This window comes from Elizabethkingia bruuniana (assembly GCF_002024805.1).
Taxonomy (GTDB): Bacteria; Bacteroidota; Bacteroidia; order Flavobacteriales; family Weeksellaceae; genus Elizabethkingia; species Elizabethkingia bruuniana.
Map to the genome: position 1 here is coordinate 4,369,087 of NZ_CP014337.1, position 20,389 is coordinate 4,389,475.

A 20,389-nucleotide genomic window follows, 5' to 3' on the forward strand; every position below is an offset into this window, starting at 1 on the left:
TGATTATCTACAAATCAAAAACACTAGGTCTTCGGGTAATAAACATATCTTTTATCCACAAGGTAAATGCAAGACCTAAATAGATAAGGAAGAATACTCCTGCAGTAGCAAAAGTGGAGTAGATAAAGAACACGCGGAGCTTGGACACAGGAATCCCTAGTTTGGCTCCCATACGGGTTAATACTCCAAACCATTGTCTTTCCATTTTATGTCTTATGTTGCTCAGCATTTTTCAGAATTTGAAATCCGATAGCGCAATTTAAGCATTTTTTTGCTTTACAGAAAGTTTTGTACTGATAGAGGAATGCCTGTGTCTGCAGGCTGTTTTGAAATTTCACACCCAATTTCTCCCATTGTTTTATAATTTGGTTTTTCTCCGGAGGAATATTTCGGTAAGAATCAATAATATGATTGACTTTAGATTCCGAGTTTAACTGTTGGAAAAAGTATTGAAGGGGCAGAATACAATTGATAAACAGCAGGTTGATAAACTCAGGGCTTAGTTTCTTTACAAAACTAATCTGAGCACTTTTCCCGAAACTAAAATGATCCGTCCAGTATTCAGATGCGGAGAGAGAAGACAGTAGAGTTCGGATGTTCTGATAATCGGGAGCCTGAATCAGTATTGAAAATAGATTCTGCCGCTCCGCATATAGATTGGCCAATTGTGAAAGTCTTATTGTGGGAAAATTGGCTGGCCGAAGGCGTGAAAATTTTGGAGAAAAACGAACATCTAATAATGTAAACTTAGATTGTAAAAACCTGAATTCACGATTCCACAATTCCATCATGCTATCTACAGGTTCTTCCAGCCAGCCGCACATTCCGTAAAATAAAGCTTCCAGTTGAACTTTGTTCTGTCGAATTTTGTTAATAATACTGAAATCTATAGCATAAGCCATCTGATGGAAAATACCGGCATTTACCTTTAACCCGAAAACATAAGCCAGTTGCTGAAAAAGCAAAGCTTCAAAATTATTTTTATTTTGCTCCAGTATTCTGTTGTAGATAATAGTTTTGGCTTCCAGCTTTTGCAAAAGGACTTTCTCTTCGTATTGTACAGGAATTTTCGAAGGTGTAAAAAGGTGTTCACAGGGGATGAAACTTTTTTCTGAATAACTGTCGGTTAAAGATTCATCAATGTAATCCTTTAGTATAAGCGTTGGTACATTTTTATCCCGAAGTTCACTAATATCAATATCATCTGTATAAACGACATGGAGAATTACATTGTTGTAAGCAATATCTCCGGAATGCCGGTGAAAATGCCAATCTGAAGATTTTACATGAATCTCTATGCTGCCTGCGAGAGTTGTCCTGCCAATTTTAATTTTCGCGAAGAGAAAATCCGGACCGGCATTCATATTCCATTCACCAAAATCGAGGATTTCAATGCTTTCGCCTTCGGATGTATGGAAATTGGTATTACTGAATTTTTTGTAATACCAAATATGCTGTAAATATTTTTCATTCATTTTCAGTGTTTTATGAAAATGAATATACGTAAAATAAAATGAGTAAGTTTAATTTAATTAAAAAAGGTTTGCAGGTGGAATATCTTGCCTCTTTTTAATACTGCCTGCCTTCTTCAGCAATATTAAATCCTTTATCTCTTACTTTTCCCTGAATAGCTTTATCCCATAATATTCGGTTAGAATGATTAAAGTGGATAAAATGGATTTTCTTCTTTACTGCTGCAGGTTCTTTCTGAAATAAATTTTCTGTTTCTGTTACAAGAGGATGTGGAACTTCCGAAACTGGTCTGTTGCCCATTTCATTCTGATCATAGAAAGTAGCATCCAGAAATGCAAAATCAACATTCTTTACTTCCTCAATAATGCTTTTATTCCACTTACTCCATTTATCGATATCTGGAATAAACAGGAAACGCTTTTTAGGTGTTAGCATCCTAAAACCTGCTGTTTCAGAATATTCATCCCGATGAGGTACGGTAAAAGCCTTTACTGTCAAAGAGTTGCCTATGCTTACTTCCTGATCGGCAGTTAAAGGAATAATCTCTATATTTTTCAGACTGACCAGCTGGCTCCATGGACCATTGTTTTCCAGAAAACTTTTTAGTTTAGGCAATACATATACCTTGAGCTGCTTCGTATTCATGACCTCTTTGCCGAATTCCATCAATCCGGTATAGTGTCCGATATGCGCATGCGTAATAAATACACCCTCAGGCAGATAAGGATATTCCTGATTATGTCTTTGCGAGAAGTCGTGTAATTGCTGCCTGATATCTGGTGTAGCATCGAAGAGCCACCACTTTTTCTGAACAGGATCTACCAAAGCCAGAGAAGACACATTCCTTCTTAATTCCGGATGCTCCCATGCCAGGTTACATCCCTCTTTATTACATCCCATATGCGGAAAGCCTCCGTCCTGTGCAACGCCCAATACTTCTATATATGCATCTGTATTTTGTGCATTGTATAACTGCGACCAGAAGCTGGCAGTTAACAGGCAAAGGGCAGAAAGAATATGCTTCATTGTGCTTCGTGTTTTTTTTAAGTTACTTTTATTAAAGCTTCTTTATATAATTCTTCATACAATGGAAGAATGTTAGCAATATCAAATTTTAAAGCATTATCCTTGGCATTAATTTTCATTTTTGCCAGAAGGGTTTCATCGGAAAATAGTTTTTTGGTATATTCCACCATAGCATCTACATCACCAACATCGGCAATAAATCCGGTTACTCCGTGTTTATTTACTTCCGGTATTCCACCAGCATTACTACTGATTACCGGAGTTCCTGCAGCCATTGCTTCCAGGGCGGCAAGACCGAAGCTTTCCTGTTGAGATGGTAGCATAAAGACATCTGCATAAGCCAGAATCTGGTAAAGATCATTTACTTTACCCATTAATCTGATCTTAGAAATCAGTTCTGGATTGTTTTCAAGGAAGGTATTGATACGCTCCATTTCCGGGCCTTCTCCGATAATAATAAGGCGTGTTGGGATTTCTTCCTGTACCCTTTTAAAAGTTTCCAGAACATCCTGAATACGTTTAACCTCACGAAGGTTAGAAACGTGGATCATAATACGCTCATTGTCCTCTGCAAACTGAGATCTGCAACAGTTGTTGAATGTTGTAAAGATCTCATTGTCTATAAAGTTAGGAATTACCTGAATCTCTTTCTTGATATCGAAGTTGATGTAAGTGTCCTTCATCAGACTCTCTGATACAGAAGTTACAACGTCCGATTTGTTGATGGAAAATTCTACCGCTTTCTTATAACTTGGATGCTGACCTACTAATGTAATATCGGTTCCGTGCAGTGTCGTGATAAGCGGAGTTTCTATACCGTCGTCCTTTAGCATTTGCTTGGCCATGTAAGCTGCATATGCATAAGGGATGGCATAATGGGCGTGAATAAGATCCAGTTTGTATATTTTCACCACATGGTAAATGGTAGAAGAAAGAGCAATATCATAAGGCTGATATTTGAATAAAGGATAGATTTCTACATTTACTTTATGGAAATATATATTGGGTTTGGTCATATCCAGTCGCGCCGGCATACTGGAGCTCATGAAGTGTACCTCATAACCTTTGTCGGCCAATAACATGCCGAGCTCTGTTGCAACAATCCCGCTTCCTCCGTAAGTGGGATAGCAAAGAATACCTATTTTCATTTTTCTATTCTCGTTTTTTTTAAAGATCCTGTCCGTCTCCGTATTTCAGTTGATTGTTAATCAATACAGGAAGGCGTCCGTTTATTTTGGTTTGTCCTGTATAAGCCTTAGCTGCGGCTTTTTGGGAATATTCATTGTTTTCGTATGAAACCAGTACTGCTGGAATATTTTGTATATCTACATCCATTAATGCATATGGGCTTCCGAAGACATCTAATATTACTTTTGTATTTCCCGACAGCTTACTTAAAACAGCTTTGCTGGCTGCAGAAATTTTGTAAGGTTTATAGGCTGTGGAATTGTCTTTGTGGAAACCTACTATAACTTTTGCACCGGAAGGAATACTGCTGATTTCATTTGCTTTCTTTACAATAAGATTGATATTGTTCCCCAACTCGCTGGCAAAAGTCTTGTAAGGCGCTTCCTCCAGCGGAACATAATATACTGTTTCATTCTTTTGCAGAGGCAAAAGTTTCTGATCGTTTTTCAGTAAAGTCAGCGCATTGGCATATAGCTTTTCTGAAAGCTGAGCATGGCTCTCATTGTTGAGATCACTGTTAATATTATTAGTACTTATTTTCTTGAAATTTGGAAGACCTAAATAATATTTGGTCAGTAATATTTTCTTTACACTTTCCTCTATACGGGACTGTGGTATTTCACCGTTATCAATAGCCTGCTGAATAAGTTTTTTTCCGTCGGATACTCCCTGCGAAAATAGCATAATATCATTTCCGGCAGCAAATGCTTTTTTATCCAGTTCTCCGGCTTTATATCTGCTGGCAACAGCACCCATATTCAGAGCATCTGTAATGATAAGTCCTTTGTAGCCGAATTTTTTCTTTAAAAGATCTGTAATAATAGAGTAGGAGACAGATGCCGGAACCCCAGATTTAGATTCCAGAGCTGGTACATATAAATGGGCTACCATTACACCTCCCACATTTTTATCCATTAAGGCTTTAAAAGGAGCCAGTTCGGTATTGTTTAATCTGTCGATATTGTGTTTTACAACCGGAAGATCCAGGTGGGAATCTTTGTCAGTATCTCCATGTCCCGGGAAGTGCTTGATAGCTGCCAGTACACCGTTGTCCTGAAGTCCGTTGCTGTAAGCTAGTCCTTTGCGGATAACATTTTGTACATCCGAACCAAAGGAACGATTGCCAATAATAGGATTAGAAGGATTGGTATTAACGTCTACAACCGGAGCAAAATCCCAGTTCACACCCATCCTCTTGGCATCACTGGCAATTTTGGAAGCCATTTCATACACCAGTTTATCATCCTGAATAGCGCCTAATGTAATAGCCCAAGGAAATTTGTGTGCAGCAGCAATTCTTTGATACAGTCCCCATTCCGCATCCATTCCTATAAGAAGTGGAACTCGTGAGGATTCCTGAAACTCATTAACAAGATCTATTTCCTGAGCCGCATTATCCTGCATCAGGATAATACCCCCAATCTTTTCTTTATTAACCAGCTGGCGGACAAAATTGATGTGATTCTGGTCTTTGTTAGTATATAAAGCAGTTATAAATAGCTGTCCCAGTTTTTCATCCTGACTTAGAGAATTGTATGTTTTGTCAACCCACTGACGGGCTTTTTCCAGTTCCTGCTTATTGATATTTTTAGGCTGATATTGTGCAGAATATTCCGGAGATAGAAAAACGGATATCGTAAGTAAGGTATAAAAAAAGAATTTGTTCATATAACGTGAGTATATGAACAAATTTACAATATTTTATGCTAAAAAAAACGGATTACTTTTGCTCGTCCAGATAATGGCCAAAGTAAGTTTTCTTCACGTTGAGGTAGTCTTTGCTTTCTTGTGTAGCCTCCATTTGTAAAGGGATTCTGTCTACAAGTTTTATATCGCTTTCCTCCACCGCTTTTATCTTAAGAGGATTGTTGGTAATCAGATTGATAGATTTTATACCCAGAAGATCCAAGATCTCGATAGCAACACTAAAATCTCTGTCATCAGCCGGAAGTCCAAGCTGCAGATTGGCCTGTACTGTATCCAGACCTTTCTCCTGAAGAGCATAAGCTTTTAGCTTGTTGATAATACCTATATTACGACCTTCCTGACGAAGATAGATAATTACGCCACCGTGCTCATTCGTGTATCGCATTGCAGCATCTAACTGCTGTCCGCATTCACACTTCCTGGAGTGGAAAACTTCACCCGTAATACACTCAGAATGGAATCTTACGTTTACGGTTTGGCTAAGGTCTGTATTGTTGGCTACGATTGCCATGTGAGGCATCCAGTCATTTTCATTTTCAGCAAAAGCAATCATCCGGAATTGTCCGTATTCTGTAGGGACATTAGATTCCGCCTGTATTTTGATCATCTTGAATTACTTAAGGTATTCTAAAGAATTGATATTGGCTTTTATTCTCGTCAGATAACGGTCGATAAGCTCAATATCATCACGATTCATATATTTTTTTAGCGTCTGAAGGGTCTTATAAGAAGTAGCATAATCACGATAGGCCAATCTTTTCTGTTTAGAATTTCCTTCCGTGGTACCATAAATATAAGACTGAACAGCAGCCTTTAGTTTTTTAACTTCAGCATTTACTGCTGAGTTTTTAAATTTAGGAAATACCGTGATAAGATTAGATAAATCCGACACGTACTTTACCTTTTCAATACTGATTTCAGTTGAAGCTGCTTTGCTTTCGACATAGTGATTGTCGAAATTAGAAACTAAAGAACTGGGCATTTGGTCCTTATTCGAACGGGATACGTAGTTGAGTGTCTCAACAGAACATGAAACACTTAGTAAACCGATAAGTATAAAAAGACCAATGTTTTTTTTAGCCATTTTGCTGTTTTTTCTGATATAAGATCGGGTTCAAACTCTCATCATTATACATTTTCATCTGTTTGTAAGTTTTCATTTTAACCGATCCGCTACTTATATCAGTAAGCAACTGTTCTATGGCTGAAGATAAATCTATATGCTGTTCTTGTAGTACAGCTAGTTTTGCAGCGCATTTTTCGCGATGCTCCACGCTTGCAGTTTCTCTGTTAGTCTCCTGGTCCATGTGATAGATTTTCAATGCTAAAATTGATAACCTGTCAACGGCCCATGCTGGAGTTTCTGTATTCAGTTTCGCATCTGCTTTTGCCGGAACATCTTTATATTTTTCAAAAAAATAACTGTCTATGTATTCCACAAGATCAGTTCTTTTCTGATTAGAGGCATCTATCCTTCTTTTTATCAGAAGGGCTTCATCTGGAGAAATATTTTCATCGCGGATAATGTCTTCAAGATGCCACTGAACGGTATCGATCCAATTCTTTGAATACAAAAGCCGTTCCAAACTTCCTTCTGAGAATGGATTTTGCTCGGGTGCATCTACATGATCCTGAATATGATACTGGATAATAGACTGATTGAAAATATCCCAGGCTGTTTTTGTCAGGGACATATCTTATGCTTGTTTGTTATCCTGGTTTTCAGGTTTTTTATCCTCTTCTTTTACCGCATCCTTAAATTCTTTGATACCAGAACCCATACCACGCATTAATTCAGGGATTTTTTTACCTCCGAATAACAATAGAAGGATTACCAGTACAATAAGAACATGGGTAATAGATAGCTGTAATATGATTGCTAAATTGTTCATTTTTTGGATTATTTATTTCTGCAAAGATACAATATAATTTAGTTCGAAATCCATCCAAGTGGATCAACCGGAGAGTTTCCGTTCCAGATCTGGAATTCCAGCGTATAAGTGCCATCCAGATCCAGTCCTACCTGTCCGATTGGAGTACCCGTAGAGACCTGTTGGTTCTGAGATACAGATACTGAACTTAGATTGGAGTAGATGGTAAAGTAAGAACCATGTCTTACCATTACGGTTTTGGAGCCTCCGACATATAATATTTTGGTTACAACACCCGGGAATACAGATTTTGCAACTGAACCTGCAGGTACAGATATCTTAATTCCGGAGTTTTCTTCCTGAATATTCTTGAATACTGGGTGAGGCTGGCGTCCGAAGCGGTGTGTGATCTGTCCTCTTACAGGGAATGGCATACGACCTCTGTTATCTGCAAAATTAGATCCTGAGGTAGTAGTTGCACCATAATCTTTCATCACCTTATCTTCTGCTGCTTTCTTAGCATCATTATTTGATTTTGCCAGTCTTGCTTCTGCGTCTCTTGCAGCAGCAGCTCTGTCCTCAGCTGCTTTAGCTCTTGCAGCAGCTTCACGGGATTCTTTTTCAGCGGCTAATTTTTTAGCTGTCGCTCTTTCATTAGCCTCAGTTTTTGCCGCTTCATCAGCACGTCTTTTCTCGTCCGCTGCCTTTTTCGCTGCTAATTCAGCTGCTCTTCTTGCCTCAGCTTCAGCCGCTTTTCTTTCTCTTTCCAGAGCTTCAGCTTTAGCACGGTTTTCAGCTTCAATACGAGCTTTTTCTTTTTCGGCTGCGATTCGGGCTAAACGGCGTCTCTCTTCTTCCGCTTTTCTTTCAGCCTCGGCTTTAGCCTTAGCAATACGGATCTCTTCATTAATAATTCTTCTGATCTCACCTTCAAGCTTTTTAGATTCTACCTGTTTCTGGCGGATTTCAGCTGCGATTTTAGACTCATTTTGTTTAAACTCAGCTAAAAGAACCTCTTTCTGTTCTCTTTCAACATTAATCGTTTTAAGCTCTTTCTGCTGATTCAGCATCAAGATCTCCTTATCTTTTTTAGATTTTTCGCGTAATGAAACAGTTGATTTTACCTGATTGGTTTTATCTGTAATTTCAGCTGCTTTTTTATCCTGAAAATCTGAATATTGTTTTAAATACTGAATTCTTCTAAGGGCTTCTCCTAAGTTTTTAGAAGAAAGGATAAAGGTTACCTTATTTTGAACACCTTTATTTTTATAGGCTTTTACTAGGATATCAGCATAGTTTTTTCTAAGAACACCTAATTCGCGGTTGTATTTATTGATTTCCAGCTGACGTCTGTAAATGTCATCCTCTATGAAGCGCTTCTCCTTTTGGGTATTGGTGTACAGTTTTTCTCGTAAACCAATTTTCTGGTTCAGGTTCTGCAAATAAGCAACGGAAAGGCGGGATTCTTTTTGCGACTTTGCCAGATCTGCATTTAGAGTGGCAATTTGCTTTTTAAGATCAGCATTCTGTTGTTGGAGTTTTTCTTTTTGCTGCCCGAAAGCACCTAAGCTTATGATGGAAAATAGGAGAAAGTATAGCTTCTTTTGTGTCATTTAATCTCTTTCTTTGTATAGTTAGACGGCACAGAATACGGTGTATCCATCCTGGAAAAATCAAAGGTCGTATTTTCGATCAAAATTTGATCGGTTTTTTTATTTTTTATAATTATTTTAACATTCTTAGGGAAGTTTTCATTGTTGGCACTTATCCAGTCAGAATAATTAATCTCCAGCTGATTATCAGATTTAGCATCATTGATCTGCACCTTGTTTAGTCTGAATCCGGAATCATAATCTATACTTACATTATAAGAAGAAACTTTCCCGTCTACAGTAACTTCCTGTGGCTTTACAGACTTTAGATTATAGCCCTGTGCGTTCAGAGTAAGGGTGAAATCTTTATCGTTTACAGGAACAAAAGTTCTTCCTGTTAGTAGGTTTTGCAGTGCCTGATAATTGATGAAGTTTACACCCAAAAGATTATTCAGATAGGTGAAGTCAGAATCAATATAGGTTCTGTTTATTTTTTCATAACCTTTAATTCCTTCTGGTGTAGCAACTCCACGTGCGCCTGTTAGTCCCAAAAGAGCTGTAATGTTGGCCCATACTTTCTTGTTGTTTTCTATATAAAAAACAGCATTAAGCTGTGGAATGAATTTTCCGTTTTCTATATTTATTTTACTGGAGATTTTCACAGCATCAAAAGCCGATGGCTGCTGGATGTGTGAGAAGAAAGACGCATTGTCTTTTACAGATTCGTGCGTATTTTTAGGTGCAGTTTCTTTTGCGATATTTCTGGATGCACAAGATGCCAGAGATGCTGCGACAAGAATATACAGAATTGGATTTTTCATGTTGAAGGTTTTAAAATTACCGGCGAAAATCAGACCAAAAAAATTAAGAATGTTAAAATGTGCTAAACCAGAAAACTAGTTTTTAGCAACACCAGAACTTCCGAATCCTCCGGCACCACGCTCCGTCTCTTCAAGGCTTTCTACATGGATCCATTCTGCTGTTTCATGCTTAGCAATTACCAACTGGGCAATACGGTCTCCGTCATTGATTGTAAATTCATCTTTAGATAAATTAGCCAGAATAACGCCAACTTCTCCACGGTAATCAGCATCAATTGTTCCCGGAGAGTTCAGGCAGGTAACCCCGTTTTTAAAAGCCAGTCCGCTTCTCGGTCTTACTTGAGCTTCATAACCTACCGGAAGTTCAATGAACAATCCTGTTGGGATAATTCTTCTTTCCAATGACTGTAGAGTAATAGGAGCTTCGATATTGGCATAAAGGTCCATTCCTGCTGATTGTGCGGTTTGATATTTTGGTAAATCGTGTTTAGATTTATTAATTACTTTTATTTTCATGTTTATGATTTTCTGAAATTTTTAATTGTGTCTTTTTCTAAGAACAGTACAAGCCCCAAAAATATTAAGAATAATCCGTTACCTAAAATTAAATTTCCATTGAAGGTGTAATATGATAAGTAGGAAAACAGAATAGAAAGTATCAGATACACCAATAGCTTCTTCATATTGTATGGGATAGGGTAGTAATATTGTCCAAGGAAGAAAGATATAATCATCATTACAAAATAAGATGCAAAAGTTGCCCAGGCACTAGCCCAATATCCATATTCCGGAATGAAAAAGTAGTTGATGCCAATGGTTACAGCAGCACCAATAATAGAAATGTAGGCCCCAAAAATGGTTTTATCGGTTAGTTTATACCATATAGAAAGGTTGAGATATACTCCAAGGAATACAGATGCAACCAGTACGATTGGAACAATAGGAATTCCCGAGTAATATTCTTTGTTACGGATATATTCATGTGCAATCCATTCCAGATTAGCGCATAAGCCCAAAAGCATAAGGCAGTTGGCAACTACGAAAAAAGTCATTAGTTTGGAGTATGCCTGTCCCGAATTATCTTTTTTAGCATGCGAGAAAAAGAAGGGTTCAATTCCCATAAGATATGCCTGTCTGAATAGCGTCATAAAAGTAACCAATCGACAAACTGTCCCGTAAATGGACATTTGTTGTGTACTTTCTCCTTCTGGAAGTAGATATTTAAGAAACTGACGATCCAGGGTTTCATTTACTACGCCAGCAAGTCCGGCAATGGTGATTGGCCAGGAATACGCCATCATCTTTTTCCATAGTGGGAAGCTGAATTTAGAGAATTTGACCTCCTTAAGTTCCCTGAAAAGCATTAAAAATGTTGCAATGCTGGCAATAAGGTTGGCTACAAACACATATCCTATTCCAAATTCTTTATTATAAGTAAAACCAAAGAGTCCTTTGTCTCCCAGTTTAGGTAAAACTACAATGAATAAAATTAGTAGTACAAAGTTGATTACACCATTCAGAATCTTAATAACGGCAAACTTCTTTGGGCGTCCTGTTTTTCTCAGAATAACAAAAGGCATTGTACTAAGCCCGTCTATTCCAAGGATAAAAAGCATCATGGTAAGGTAATTAACCTGATCTGGTGTTTTGAAAGCATCTGCAATAGGATATCTGAAGATATAACATAACAACATAAAAAGCAAAGATGCTCCGGCAACACTAAAAGTTGATGTGGTAATTAATTTCTGTGTATCATCTTCTTTTTCGGCGAAACGGAAGAATGTAGTTTCCATTCCATGGGAAAGTAATACCACTATAATTCCGGCTACAGAATAGAAATCTACAAACGGAGCTAGTGCCTGTGGACCAAACGCGCGAGTAAGGAAAGGGCTTATAATAAAAGGGAAAAGTCGAATGATAATTGTCCCGAAGCCATATATTGCTGTCTGTCCTAAAAGTTTCTTGTACAAAGCTCAAAAATTTCCGCAAAGATAAAAATAGATTTTGATTTCTTATTTTTAGGATGAAGCCTTACATTTGTTGTAATCTAAAAAAGTAAAAATAAAACAAGCCATAACATTGGTTTCTATATAGGAAAACTGAAGTGTTGGTAAGTTTTATCTGATAATTAAATAAATTACAACCAGATGAAAGTCCTGATAAAAAATGCCAGAATCGTCAATGAAAATCAAATTATTGAAAGCGATCTGCTAATTGAAAATGATATTATTTCCAAAATATCAGTAAATATCTCGGAAGCAGAAGCGGAACGAGTAATAGATGCTGAAGGAAAATATTTGCTACCGGGTATTATTGATGATCAGGTGCATTTCAGAGAGCCGGGACTAACACATAAAGGAAATATTGAATCTGAAAGCCGTGCAGCTGTTGCCGGAGGGATTACCAGTTTTATAGATCAGCCGAATACGGTACCAAATGCTGTTACGCAGGAATTGCTGGAAGATAAATATAAAATTGCTGCGGAGAAAGCCTATGCCAACTATGGCTTTATGATGGGCGGCACCAATGATAATCTGGAGGAACTTCTGAAAACGAATCCTAGAAATGTTCCGGGAATTAAATTGTTTTTAGGCTCTTCCACAGGGAATATGCTGGTTGATAATCCTGAAACACTGGAGAATATTTTTAGCAATACTCAAATGCTTATTGCTGTACATTGTGAAGATGAAGCAACAATTAAAGCGAATACTCAAAAATATGTAGATGAATATGGTGATGATATTCCGATGAAATTCCACCACTTGATTCGTAGTGAGGAGGCGTGTTATAAATCTTCATCCAAGGCTATTGAGCTGGCGAAAAAGACCGGAGCAAGACTGCATATTTTCCATTTATCAACAGCGAAAGAGACAGAATTATTCAGAAATGATATTCCGCTAAAAGATAAAAAGATTACAGCAGAAGTATGTGTACATCATCTTACTTTTACCAATGACGATTACGAGACAAAAGGTTCTCTGATCAAATGGAATCCTGCTGTAAAAACCCAGAAGGACAAAGACGGATTATGGGAAGCTCTGTTGGATGATCGTATAGATGTAATTGCTACGGACCATGCACCGCATACTTTTGAAGAAAAGCAAAATGTGTATACAAAATGCCCGTCTGGCGGACCTTTAGTACAGCACTCATTAGTAGTAATGCTGGAGAATTATCATAACGGAAAAATCTCTCTGGAAAAGATTGTGGAAAAGATGTGTCATAATCCTGCCATACTCTTTAAAGTAGAAAAACGTGGTTATGTGAAAGAGGGATATAAAGCCGATTTGGTATTGGTGGATTTAAATGAAAACTGGACAGTAGCTAAAGACAATCTTTTATATCAATGTGGATGGAGCCCGTTCGAAGGAGCGAATTTCCATTCGAAAGTTACCCATACTTTTGTAAACGGACAATTAGCTTTTGAGAATGGAAAAGTTACAGAAGGTAAGTTTGGTGAAAGATTGCTTTTTGAAGCATAAGAAATATAAAAACGCTTAACTATAAATGGCCGGAAATTTCTTCCGGCCATTTTTTTGTTTTCCTAACCACAAAAGAGACAAAAGATTTTACAACTAAACTAAGAACCTGTTTGAGTTTTATTAAATACTTTATTGTTAGCTTATAGGTGTCAGGCTGAGCCTGGTTTATAGGGCGCCTGACGAACCAAACTATCGAAGCCTTTTTTCCTGCTGAAAGCTATTTCTTTGGTTTATTGCTCATGTAGAAAACGATCTTTCCACCATTCATAATATCTGAATGTTTTAGGGTAAAGTTTTTAATTTCTTTCCCGTTGAGAAGGATCTTTTGTACATAGACATTTTCCGGACTCTGATTAACGGCTTCAATTTCAAAATTCTTTCCGTTCTCCAGTGTTAAGACTGCATTGCTTACAGCCGGACTCCCGATAGCATAATCTTCTGATCCGGGGGCTACAGGGTAAAAGCCTAAAGAACTTAGTATATACCATGCACTCATTTGCCCGGTATCATCATTCCCGCCTAATCCGTCGGGAGTAGACTTATACTGCATTTCTAAGATATGACGTACCTGCTTTTGAGTTTTCCACGGCTGTCCGGTCCAATTATAAAAATAAGCAACATGATGTGCCGGTTCATTACCATGGACATAGCCACCAATAATGCCCTCGCGGGTAATGTCTTCGGTATCTGCGAAGAATTCATCTGGTAGATGCATGGAAAATAGCTTGTCCAGTTTGGAAGCAAATTTTTGTTTTCCGCCCATTTGCTGGATTAACCCTTCCGGGTTATGAGGAACAAAAAAGCTGTAGTTCCAGGAATTACCTTCAATAAAACCTTGTCCATGGGTACTCAGTAAATCGAAATCTTTTTTGAAGCTGCCATCTGCCAAACGGGGGCGCATAAAGCCTGTAGTTTTATCAAAGTTATTTCTCCAGTTTTCAGAACGCTTTATAAACTGGTTATAGATTTCAGTCTCACCCAGGTGCTTTGCCAGCTGAGCAATGGCCCAGTCATCATAGGCATATTCTAATGTATTGGAAACTGAAGTGCCATTTTTTTCTGAAGGAATATAACCTTTGTCTATATAATCTCCAATTCCTTCATAATTACGTTTGTTTGCAGTAGCTACGCATGCCATAAGGGCTGCTTTTGCATCACCGGTGTAATTTCCTTTTATAATGGCGTCGGCTATAACACTTACACTGTGATAACCGCTCATACACCAGTTTTCATTGGCATAGTGCGACCATATTGGAAGCATTTTAAGGGATGACTGTTCATAATGTGCCATCATGGATTTTACCATGTCAGCATTTCTCTTAGGCTGAATAATATTGAAATATGGATGTAGTGCTCTGTAGGTGTCCCATAGAGAGAAAGTAGTGTAATTAGTAAAACCTTCTGCTTTGTGGATATTCTGATCAAGACCTTTGTATTCTCCATTAGCATCCATATAAATAGTTGGGTTAATGAAAGTGTGATACATGGCAGTATAGAAATTGACTTTTTGATCTTCCGTACCCCTTATTACGATTTTGTTCAATTCTTTATTCCAGTCTTCCTGAGCCTTGGCTTTAACCTGTTCAAAAGATAAACTGCCCGTCTCTTTTTCCAGATTTTCCATTGCATTTGCCTGGCTCACAGGTGATATAGCCAATTGTACTTCTATAGCCTCATTTTCCTGAGTGTCGAAGTCAAAATACATGCGTATTTGTTTACCTGCAATCTCCGGAAAGTTTTTATTCTGATCGAATTTTCTCCAAAAGCCGTTATATACTCTTTTGCCATCGTAGTTTTTTTGTCCATAAGACTTGAAAGGCTTAGAGAACTTCATAGCAAAATAAACAGTACGTGTCCGTGCCCAGCCATTAGTTTGACGATAACCCGTAATTGTCTTATCGTCGTTTACACGAACATAGGTCCATACATTTTTATCATTATAGTTATAAATTCCGGCCATAAGATCCAGAATAATATGAGCCTGATCGGATTTTGGAAAAGTATAACGATGTACACCTACTCTTGTCGTTGCAGTTAATTCGGCCAGAATATTATAATCCTGAAGCTTTACTTTATAGTAACCAGCTTCAGATATCTCATCGTTATGAGAGAAGCGCGAACGATAACCACTTTCAGGATTAGAAGCTGTGCCGGGATTTAGTTTTAGTTGTCCGGTTGTTGGCATAATGAGGAAATCTCCTAAATCAGAATGTCCTGTCCCACTGAAGTGTGTGTGGCTGAATCCTGTAATCGTTTTGTCTTCATACCGGTAACCTGCACAGTATTTATAAACATCACCATTGTATTTTCCATTAAGCTCATAGGATATAGTATCTGTTTCCGGGCTTAACTGTACCGCTCCAAACGGAACAGTGGCACCGGGAAAAGTATGCCCCATTTTTTCGGTGCCGATTAATGGATGGACATAAGGTGTTAGTTTTTGTAATTGTTGTGCACTGATGCAGAAATAAGTCATAAAAGACAGAAGGAACGTAAATTTAGTTTTTCGCACTGGTTAATGATTTTCAATACATAAAAGTAAATAAAACTCCCGAAGTATTATTTATAACATGGTGTTAAAATAATCCGGGTATATTTTCCCTTTGAATAATTTAGTATTTTTAACCAAAAAGAAAAGAACATGAGTACATATACACAATCAATGCTGAAAGATGATGCATTGAAAGATAAAGTTATTATAGTAACAGGAGGCGGAAGTGGTCTGGGAAAGGCTATGACAAAATATTTTCTTCAACTGGGAGCAAAGGTTGTCATAACATCCAGAAATCTGGAAAAGCTTCAGAGTACTGCTAAAGAACTAGAAGCAGAAACAGGCGGAACAGTATTTTGTGTTTCCTGCGATGTCCGGAACTGGGATGAGGTAGAAGCGATGAAAGAAGCTACACTGAAAGAATTCGGAAAGATTGATGTCTTATTGAATAATGCGGCGGGGAACTTTATTTCTCCAACCGAAAGGTTAACGCATTCTGCATTTGATTCTGTTCTGGATATTGTACTGAAAGGAACTAAAAACTGTACGCTTTCTGTCGGAAAACATTGGATAGATTCAAAAACACCGGGTACTGTTCTGAATATCGTAACAACATATTCGTGGACAGGATCTGCTTATGTAGTACCGTCAGCATGTGCAAAAGCAGGTGTTTTGGCTATGACAAGAAGTCTTGCAGTGGAATGGGCAAAATATGGTATCCGTTTCAATGCAATTGCTCCGGGACCATTCCCTACAAAGGGAGCATGGGAAAGATTATTGCCGGGAGATCTTGTAGAGAAATTTGATATGACCAAAAGAGTTCCGTTAAGAAGGGTGGGAGACCACCAGGAATTAGCAAATCTTGCGGCTTATCTGGTTTCTGATTTCTCTGCATATATTAACGGGGAAGTTGTTACAATAGATGGCGGTGAATGGTTGCAGGGAGCAGGTGAGTTCAATATGCTGGAAGCCATTCCACAGGAAATGTGGGATCAGTTGGAAGCAATGATAAAAGCAAAAAAATCAAGCTAACCTTTTCAGGTTAGGAAAAAATAAAATCGGGATTGTAAAATCCCGATTTTTTATGAAGCCGTGTTATATTTTTTTAAGATCTTAAACCTGCTCTTGGTCCGTTAGATGCTGTAGTTGCCTGCATACGTGCTTTCTGATTTGCAGAGAACATATAAAGCGAAGCATCGTTAGAGTAGTCCATATAATTCATGAACATTAATGAACGCTGTACACCACCACAAGTTCCGTATTTTGGATATACCGGATCTCCTGTGCTTGCACTTGGTTGTACCGGAGTATCATCGCAATAGTCAGTAGCACATCCGGAACCATCACCCCAGATATGTCTTAGGTTAAGGTAGTGCCCGATTTCGTGTGTAGCAGTTCTTCCAAGGTTGAACGGAGCACTGGCACCAGTTTTACCTACGTATCTGCGGCCTAATACAACACCATCATTCCATAAACCGGCAGATTCCGGGAATGTAGCATAGCCCAAGATTTCACCTTGAGGAGAAGGCATTGTGTTTACAATCCAGAAGTTTAGGTTTTTAGTAGGGGCTGTAGCATCTATACCACCTGTTGATGCTTTCTTCATTGCATCGTTTGTATAGCTCCAGCTGCTTTTGCTGCTTTGTTTTCTGTTAACAGCTGCTAATTTGAATTTTACTTTTACATCTCCGGCTGCTACAGGAAGAAATTCTGAAGGAATTTTTGTGATATCTGAGTTTGTAGCTGAATAGTCTTTGTTCAGAATATCGATTTGCTCCTGTAGAATTGCATCAGAAAGATTATCGGCTGTAGTTTTGTAAATAACATTGAAAACTACAGGTATTTCCACAGTACCATCCGGAAGAACAGCCATACCGCTAAGTTGTCTGCCTGTGCTGGCTTGCTTTTCGAAATTTGCTGACATAGCTTCGATGTTGTTATAACGACGAAGTGCGCTAGCATCTGTTTGTAGCAAGTTTTGTCTGATTTCTTCTGATGGACAAAGTCTTGCGGTTGCATCTGTAGATGCATTAAGAGTTGTTTGGTTCTGAGAGTTTGCTGGCATCTCAGTTTCAGGGTCATTTTTACAGGAAGCAAGCATAACTAATGCTGTCATTCCTAAGAATAATTTCTTCATAATAAAATTTGATTGATTTAGTCTAGCGAATATATAGAAATTTCAATACAAAGTCTTAAAAAATGTTATTTACTGTATAACTGTTTTAAAATATCAATGTATATATGAAGATTATTTATACTATTCTTTGTTTTTATGGGATTGTTGTATTTCTTGAAAAAAATAATTTTGAACATAAATTATCTAAAATTTAACAGAAAAAAAGTAGATAAATTATCTGATATTTTTTTTCAATCGCTTTTACATTTCTAAATAGCTAAAAAATATCGATTATGAATAAATATCGATACACAGCCACTTTACATGTGATTTGAAAATGTTAGTAAGTTTATTTTGAACAAGTTTGTTTATTTTTGATAACCATAAAAACTTAATAACCAATATGAAATCTCTTTTGACTGGACTCGTTTTCGTGCTGAACCTATGCCAGATATGCTTGGCCCAAGATTTTAAATCTGTGAATAATCTTGCACAAAGGCAATTTCCCTGGCTTGCGGGTAAGTTAGTCCTAAAGTCTATTCCAAAAGAAAAGGATGCAGATGTTTTTACCTTAGAAACCCGAAATAATCAATTATATATTTCTGCATCGTCAGCCAGTGCAGCATCCAGAGGACTGGATTGGTATGTGAAGCATTATGCGCATCAGAGTATTTCTCACTTTGGAAATAATATCCGGAATATAAATAGGCTTCCGGTAGTTAGTCCTTTACTGAAAAAGACTTCTTTGGTTCCGTATCGTTATGCTCTGAATTATTGTACCATTAACTATTCTTTCAGTTTTTATACTTGGGAAGACTGGGAGAAAGAGTTGGACTGGATGGCTCTGAATGGAGTCAATATAATGCTGGCACCTGTTGGGACAGAGTTGGTTTGGTATAATACCTTACTAAAGTTAGGTTATACAGATGCCGACGCAAAAGCTTTTATTCCGGGCCCAGCCTTCACGGCATGGTGGCTTATGGGAAATCTTGAAGGTTGGGGCGGTCCTGTAAGTATGGATATGATGAAGCAGCAAGCCGAACTTCAGAGAAAGATACTGAAAAGAATGAAAGAATTGGGAATCGAACCTGTATTACAAGGATTCTATGGTATGGTTCCACACGATCTGAAGAATAAAATAAACGAGGCGAAAGTGATAGAGCAGGGGAAGTGGGCTGGAGGATTTCAGCGTCCCGGGATTTTAGATCCTACAACCAAACTGTTTTCTAAAATTGCAGATACTTATTATGCTGAAATGAAAAATCTGTATGGAGAAGATATTCATTATTTCGGTGGAGAGCCATTTCATGAAGGAGGAAAAACCAATGGTCTGGATCTGAGAAATGTTGCGGAAAGTATTCAGACCTCCATGCAGAAAAATTACCCTAATAGCACCTGGGTTCTGCAAGGATGGCAGCAAAATCCATCAGATGGTTTGTTAGCGGGACTGAAAAAAGAAAATACACTTATTATTGAGCTCTTTGGAGAAAATACAGCTAATTGGGAAAATAGAAAAGGATATGGCGAAACCAGTTTTATCTGGTCTAATGTGAGTAATTTCGGAGAGAAAAACGGATTGTATGGCAAATTGCAGCGTTTTCTGGATGAGGTTTTCAGAGCTAAAGAGAGTACTTACGGTGCAAGTCTGAAAGGGGTAGGAATTATTCCGGAAGGTATTTTTAATAATCCTGTAGCATACGATCTTATGCTGGATATAGCATGGTATAATGAGAAACCTGCCCTCGACCAATGGCTTACCGAATATACCAAATATAGGTATGGAAAAGAAAATCAGGATGTAATACGAGCGTGGAAAGAATTTGCACAGACCATCTATAGCAGTCCCGATGTTTATCAGGAAGGTCCTTCGGAAAGTATTTACTGTGCAAGGCCTTCCCTGAATGTTAATCCGGTGTCCTCATGGGGTACACGAAAACGAAATTATGACCAGAATAGATTTAAAGAAGCTGTGAAGGTTTTTGTAAAGGCTGATGCTGATTTTAAAAATTCGGAAACTTACCAGACAGATAAAACAGATTTTCTGCGACAGGTATGGGCTAATAAAGGAGATCTTGTTTATGATGAACTGGTAAAAGCGATTAATGCAAAAAAAACTGAAGAAATTCGGATATCAGGAAACCAGTTTCTGGAGATGATTTCCACCCAAAATATACTTTTAGGAAATAATATACATTTTACTTTAAACAGGTGGCTGAAAGAAGCAGAACGTTTCGGGAGAAAACTTCCGGATGCTCAAAATGTAATGTTCAATGCCAAATCTCAGCTTACTTACTGGGGACCGGATAATAATCCTAAAACAGATCTGAGAGATTATGCACATAAAGAATGGAATGGTCTATTGAGTTCCTTATACTACAATAGGTGGAAAGTATTTATTGAAGAGGCTCAGGCAGGTGCAATTACAGCTCCTGAAGTATTTTATAATATGGAAGTAGAGTGGTCTAAAGGAAAAGAGATGTATGTTCCTCAGAAAATAAATACTTCTCAAATGAAATTATTACAGGAGAAAATTCTGAAATAAGGAATTAGCAGTTTTTATATTTTATTTAATTCTTTTCTAAAATTTGTTGTAACAGAATAACTTCCATAATTTTAGAGGAA

18 protein-coding genes are annotated in these 20,389 nt (G+C 37.8%); 3 read left to right on the top strand and 15 right to left on the bottom strand.

What is annotated here, in order from left to right; translation table 11 throughout:
- Positions 1 to 7 precede the first annotated feature (7 nt).
- From AYC65_RS20330 to AYC65_RS20390, 13 genes are all read right to left on the bottom strand, one after another.
- The gene (locus tag AYC65_RS20330; protein ID WP_021347045.1) at positions 8 to 229 is read right to left on the bottom strand and encodes a PspC family transcriptional regulator; all 222 of its coding nucleotides are present in this window, start codon (positions 227 to 229) and stop codon (positions 8 to 10) included.
- Positions 207 to 1,475 (bottom strand): DUF2851 family protein, encoded by a 1,269-nt coding sequence (locus tag AYC65_RS20335; protein WP_034870679.1) that lies wholly within the window; start codon positions 1,473 to 1,475, stop codon positions 207 to 209. Before AYC65_RS20335 ends, AYC65_RS20330 begins: the two co-directional genes overlap by 23 nt.
- A gap of 94 nt (positions 1,476 to 1,569) precedes the next feature.
- Positions 1,570 to 2,499 (bottom strand): MBL fold metallo-hydrolase, encoded by a 930-nt coding sequence (locus tag AYC65_RS20340; RefSeq protein WP_034870680.1) that lies wholly within the window; start codon positions 2,497 to 2,499, stop codon positions 1,570 to 1,572.
- A gap of 17 nt (positions 2,500 to 2,516) precedes the next feature.
- A complete protein-coding gene (gene bshA, locus AYC65_RS20345) occupies positions 2,517 to 3,647 on the bottom strand; it encodes an N-acetyl-alpha-D-glucosaminyl L-malate synthase BshA (RefSeq protein ID WP_034870681.1) in 1,131 nt (376 codons plus the stop codon).
- A gap of 19 nt (positions 3,648 to 3,666) precedes the next feature.
- Entirely contained in the window at positions 3,667 to 5,355 is a 1,689-nt protein-coding gene (locus AYC65_RS20350; protein WP_034870682.1) for a glycoside hydrolase family 3 protein, read from the bottom strand.
- A gap of 52 nt (positions 5,356 to 5,407) precedes the next feature.
- Positions 5,408 to 6,001 carry a GTP cyclohydrolase II gene (ribA, locus tag AYC65_RS20355; RefSeq protein WP_034870683.1) on the bottom strand — a complete coding sequence of 198 codons (594 nt, stop codon included), beginning with the start codon at positions 5,999 to 6,001 and terminating at the stop codon, positions 5,408 to 5,410.
- 6 nt (positions 6,002 to 6,007) lie between these two features.
- Positions 6,008 to 6,478, bottom strand: a complete 471-nt coding sequence (locus AYC65_RS20360) for a hypothetical protein (RefSeq protein ID WP_009089115.1) — start codon at positions 6,476 to 6,478, stop codon at positions 6,008 to 6,010.
- Complete coding sequence (locus AYC65_RS20365; RefSeq protein ID WP_034870684.1) at positions 6,471 to 7,088, bottom strand: DUF4254 domain-containing protein; 618 nt, start codon at positions 7,086 to 7,088, stop codon at positions 6,471 to 6,473. The genes AYC65_RS20360 and AYC65_RS20365 overlap by 8 nt, the downstream gene beginning before the upstream one ends.
- 3 nt (positions 7,089 to 7,091) lie before the next feature.
- A complete protein-coding gene (locus AYC65_RS20370) occupies positions 7,092 to 7,286 on the bottom strand; it encodes a twin-arginine translocase TatA/TatE family subunit (RefSeq protein ID WP_009089111.1) in 195 nt (64 codons plus the stop codon).
- A gap of 38 nt (positions 7,287 to 7,324) precedes the next feature.
- Positions 7,325 to 8,878 carry a murein hydrolase activator EnvC family protein gene (locus tag AYC65_RS20375; protein WP_034870685.1) on the bottom strand — a complete coding sequence of 518 codons (1,554 nt, stop codon included), beginning with the start codon at positions 8,876 to 8,878 and terminating at the stop codon, positions 7,325 to 7,327.
- A complete protein-coding gene (gene lolB1 / locus AYC65_RS20380; RefSeq protein WP_034870686.1) occupies positions 8,875 to 9,678 on the bottom strand; it encodes a lipoprotein insertase outer membrane protein LolB1 in 804 nt (267 codons plus the stop codon). The genes AYC65_RS20375 and lolB1 overlap by 4 nt, the downstream gene beginning before the upstream one ends.
- 75 nt (positions 9,679 to 9,753) lie before the next feature.
- Positions 9,754 to 10,194, bottom strand: a complete 441-nt coding sequence (dut, locus tag AYC65_RS20385) for a dUTP diphosphatase (protein ID WP_034870687.1) — start codon at positions 10,192 to 10,194, stop codon at positions 9,754 to 9,756.
- Positions 10,195 to 10,196: 2 nt separating this feature from the next.
- A complete protein-coding gene (locus AYC65_RS20390; protein WP_034870688.1) occupies positions 10,197 to 11,648 on the bottom strand; it encodes a lipopolysaccharide biosynthesis protein in 1,452 nt (483 codons plus the stop codon).
- Between the two features lie 177 nt (positions 11,649 to 11,825).
- On the opposite strand from AYC65_RS20390, the gene AYC65_RS20395 reads away from it, so the two are divergent.
- Entirely contained in the window at positions 11,826 to 13,160 is a 1,335-nt protein-coding gene (locus tag AYC65_RS20395; RefSeq protein ID WP_034870689.1) for a dihydroorotase, read from the top strand.
- A 217-nt stretch (positions 13,161 to 13,377) separates the two neighbouring features.
- Here AYC65_RS20395 and AYC65_RS20400 read toward each other — a convergent pair whose 3' ends face one another.
- Positions 13,378 to 15,636, bottom strand: a complete 2,259-nt coding sequence (locus AYC65_RS20400; protein ID WP_078674700.1) for a GH92 family glycosyl hydrolase — start codon at positions 15,634 to 15,636, stop codon at positions 13,378 to 13,380.
- Positions 15,637 to 15,801: 165 nt separating this feature from the next.
- Here AYC65_RS20400 and AYC65_RS20405 point away from each other — a divergent pair, with 165 nt between their 5' ends.
- Positions 15,802 to 16,683, top strand: coding sequence for an SDR family oxidoreductase (locus AYC65_RS20405; RefSeq protein WP_034870690.1), 882 nt, complete (start codon positions 15,802 to 15,804; stop codon positions 16,681 to 16,683).
- Between the two features lie 73 nt (positions 16,684 to 16,756).
- On the opposite strand, the gene AYC65_RS20410 is transcribed toward AYC65_RS20405, so the two are convergent.
- Positions 16,757 to 17,788 (bottom strand): zinc metalloprotease, encoded by a 1,032-nt coding sequence (locus tag AYC65_RS20410; RefSeq protein ID WP_034870691.1) that lies wholly within the window; start codon positions 17,786 to 17,788, stop codon positions 16,757 to 16,759.
- 457 nt (positions 17,789 to 18,245) lie between these two features.
- On the opposite strand from AYC65_RS20410, the gene AYC65_RS20415 reads away from it, so the two are divergent.
- The gene (locus AYC65_RS20415) at positions 18,246 to 20,309 is read left to right on the top strand and encodes an alpha-N-acetylglucosaminidase (protein WP_234300420.1); all 2,064 of its coding nucleotides are present in this window, start codon (positions 18,246 to 18,248) and stop codon (positions 20,307 to 20,309) included.
- Positions 20,310 to 20,389: the final 80 nt, after the last annotated feature.

Excerpts from the sequence above, each read along its gene's own strand:
- ribA (WP_034870683.1), bottom strand. The coding sequence starts at position 6,001 with ATGATCAAAATACAGGCGGAATCTAATGTCCCTACAGAATACGGACAA.
- AYC65_RS20410 (WP_034870691.1), bottom strand. The coding sequence starts at position 17,788 with ATGAAGAAATTATTCTTAGGAATGACAGCATTAGTTATGCTTGCTTCC.
- AYC65_RS20375 (WP_034870685.1), bottom strand. The coding sequence starts at position 8,878 with ATGACACAAAAGAAGCTATACTTTCTCCTATTTTCCATCATAAGCTTA.
- lolB1 (WP_034870686.1), bottom strand. The coding sequence starts at position 9,678 with ATGAAAAATCCAATTCTGTATATTCTTGTCGCAGCATCTCTGGCATCT.
- AYC65_RS20405 (WP_034870690.1), top strand. The coding sequence starts at position 15,802 with ATGAGTACATATACACAATCAATGCTGAAAGATGATGCATTGAAAGAT.
- bshA (WP_034870681.1), bottom strand. The coding sequence starts at position 3,647 with ATGAAAATAGGTATTCTTTGCTATCCCACTTACGGAGGAAGCGGGATT.
- AYC65_RS20335 (WP_034870679.1), bottom strand. The coding sequence starts at position 1,475 with ATGAATGAAAAATATTTACAGCATATTTGGTATTACAAAAAATTCAGT.
- AYC65_RS20365 (WP_034870684.1), bottom strand. The coding sequence starts at position 7,088 with ATGTCCCTGACAAAAACAGCCTGGGATATTTTCAATCAGTCTATTATC.
- AYC65_RS20330 (WP_021347045.1), bottom strand. The coding sequence starts at position 229 with ATGCTGAGCAACATAAGACATAAAATGGAAAGACAATGGTTTGGAGTA.
- AYC65_RS20370 (WP_009089111.1), bottom strand. The coding sequence starts at position 7,286 with ATGAACAATTTAGCAATCATATTACAGCTATCTATTACCCATGTTCTT.
- AYC65_RS20350 (WP_034870682.1), bottom strand. The coding sequence starts at position 5,355 with ATGAACAAATTCTTTTTTTATACCTTACTTACGATATCCGTTTTTCTA.
- dut (WP_034870687.1), bottom strand. The coding sequence starts at position 10,194 with ATGAAAATAAAAGTAATTAATAAATCTAAACACGATTTACCAAAATAT.
- AYC65_RS20360 (WP_009089115.1), bottom strand. The coding sequence starts at position 6,478 with ATGGCTAAAAAAAACATTGGTCTTTTTATACTTATCGGTTTACTAAGT.
- AYC65_RS20340 (WP_034870680.1), bottom strand. The coding sequence starts at position 2,499 with ATGAAGCATATTCTTTCTGCCCTTTGCCTGTTAACTGCCAGCTTCTGG.
- AYC65_RS20395 (WP_034870689.1), top strand. The coding sequence starts at position 11,826 with ATGAAAGTCCTGATAAAAAATGCCAGAATCGTCAATGAAAATCAAATT.
- AYC65_RS20400 (WP_078674700.1), bottom strand. The coding sequence starts at position 15,636 with ATGACTTATTTCTGCATCAGTGCACAACAATTACAAAAACTAACACCT.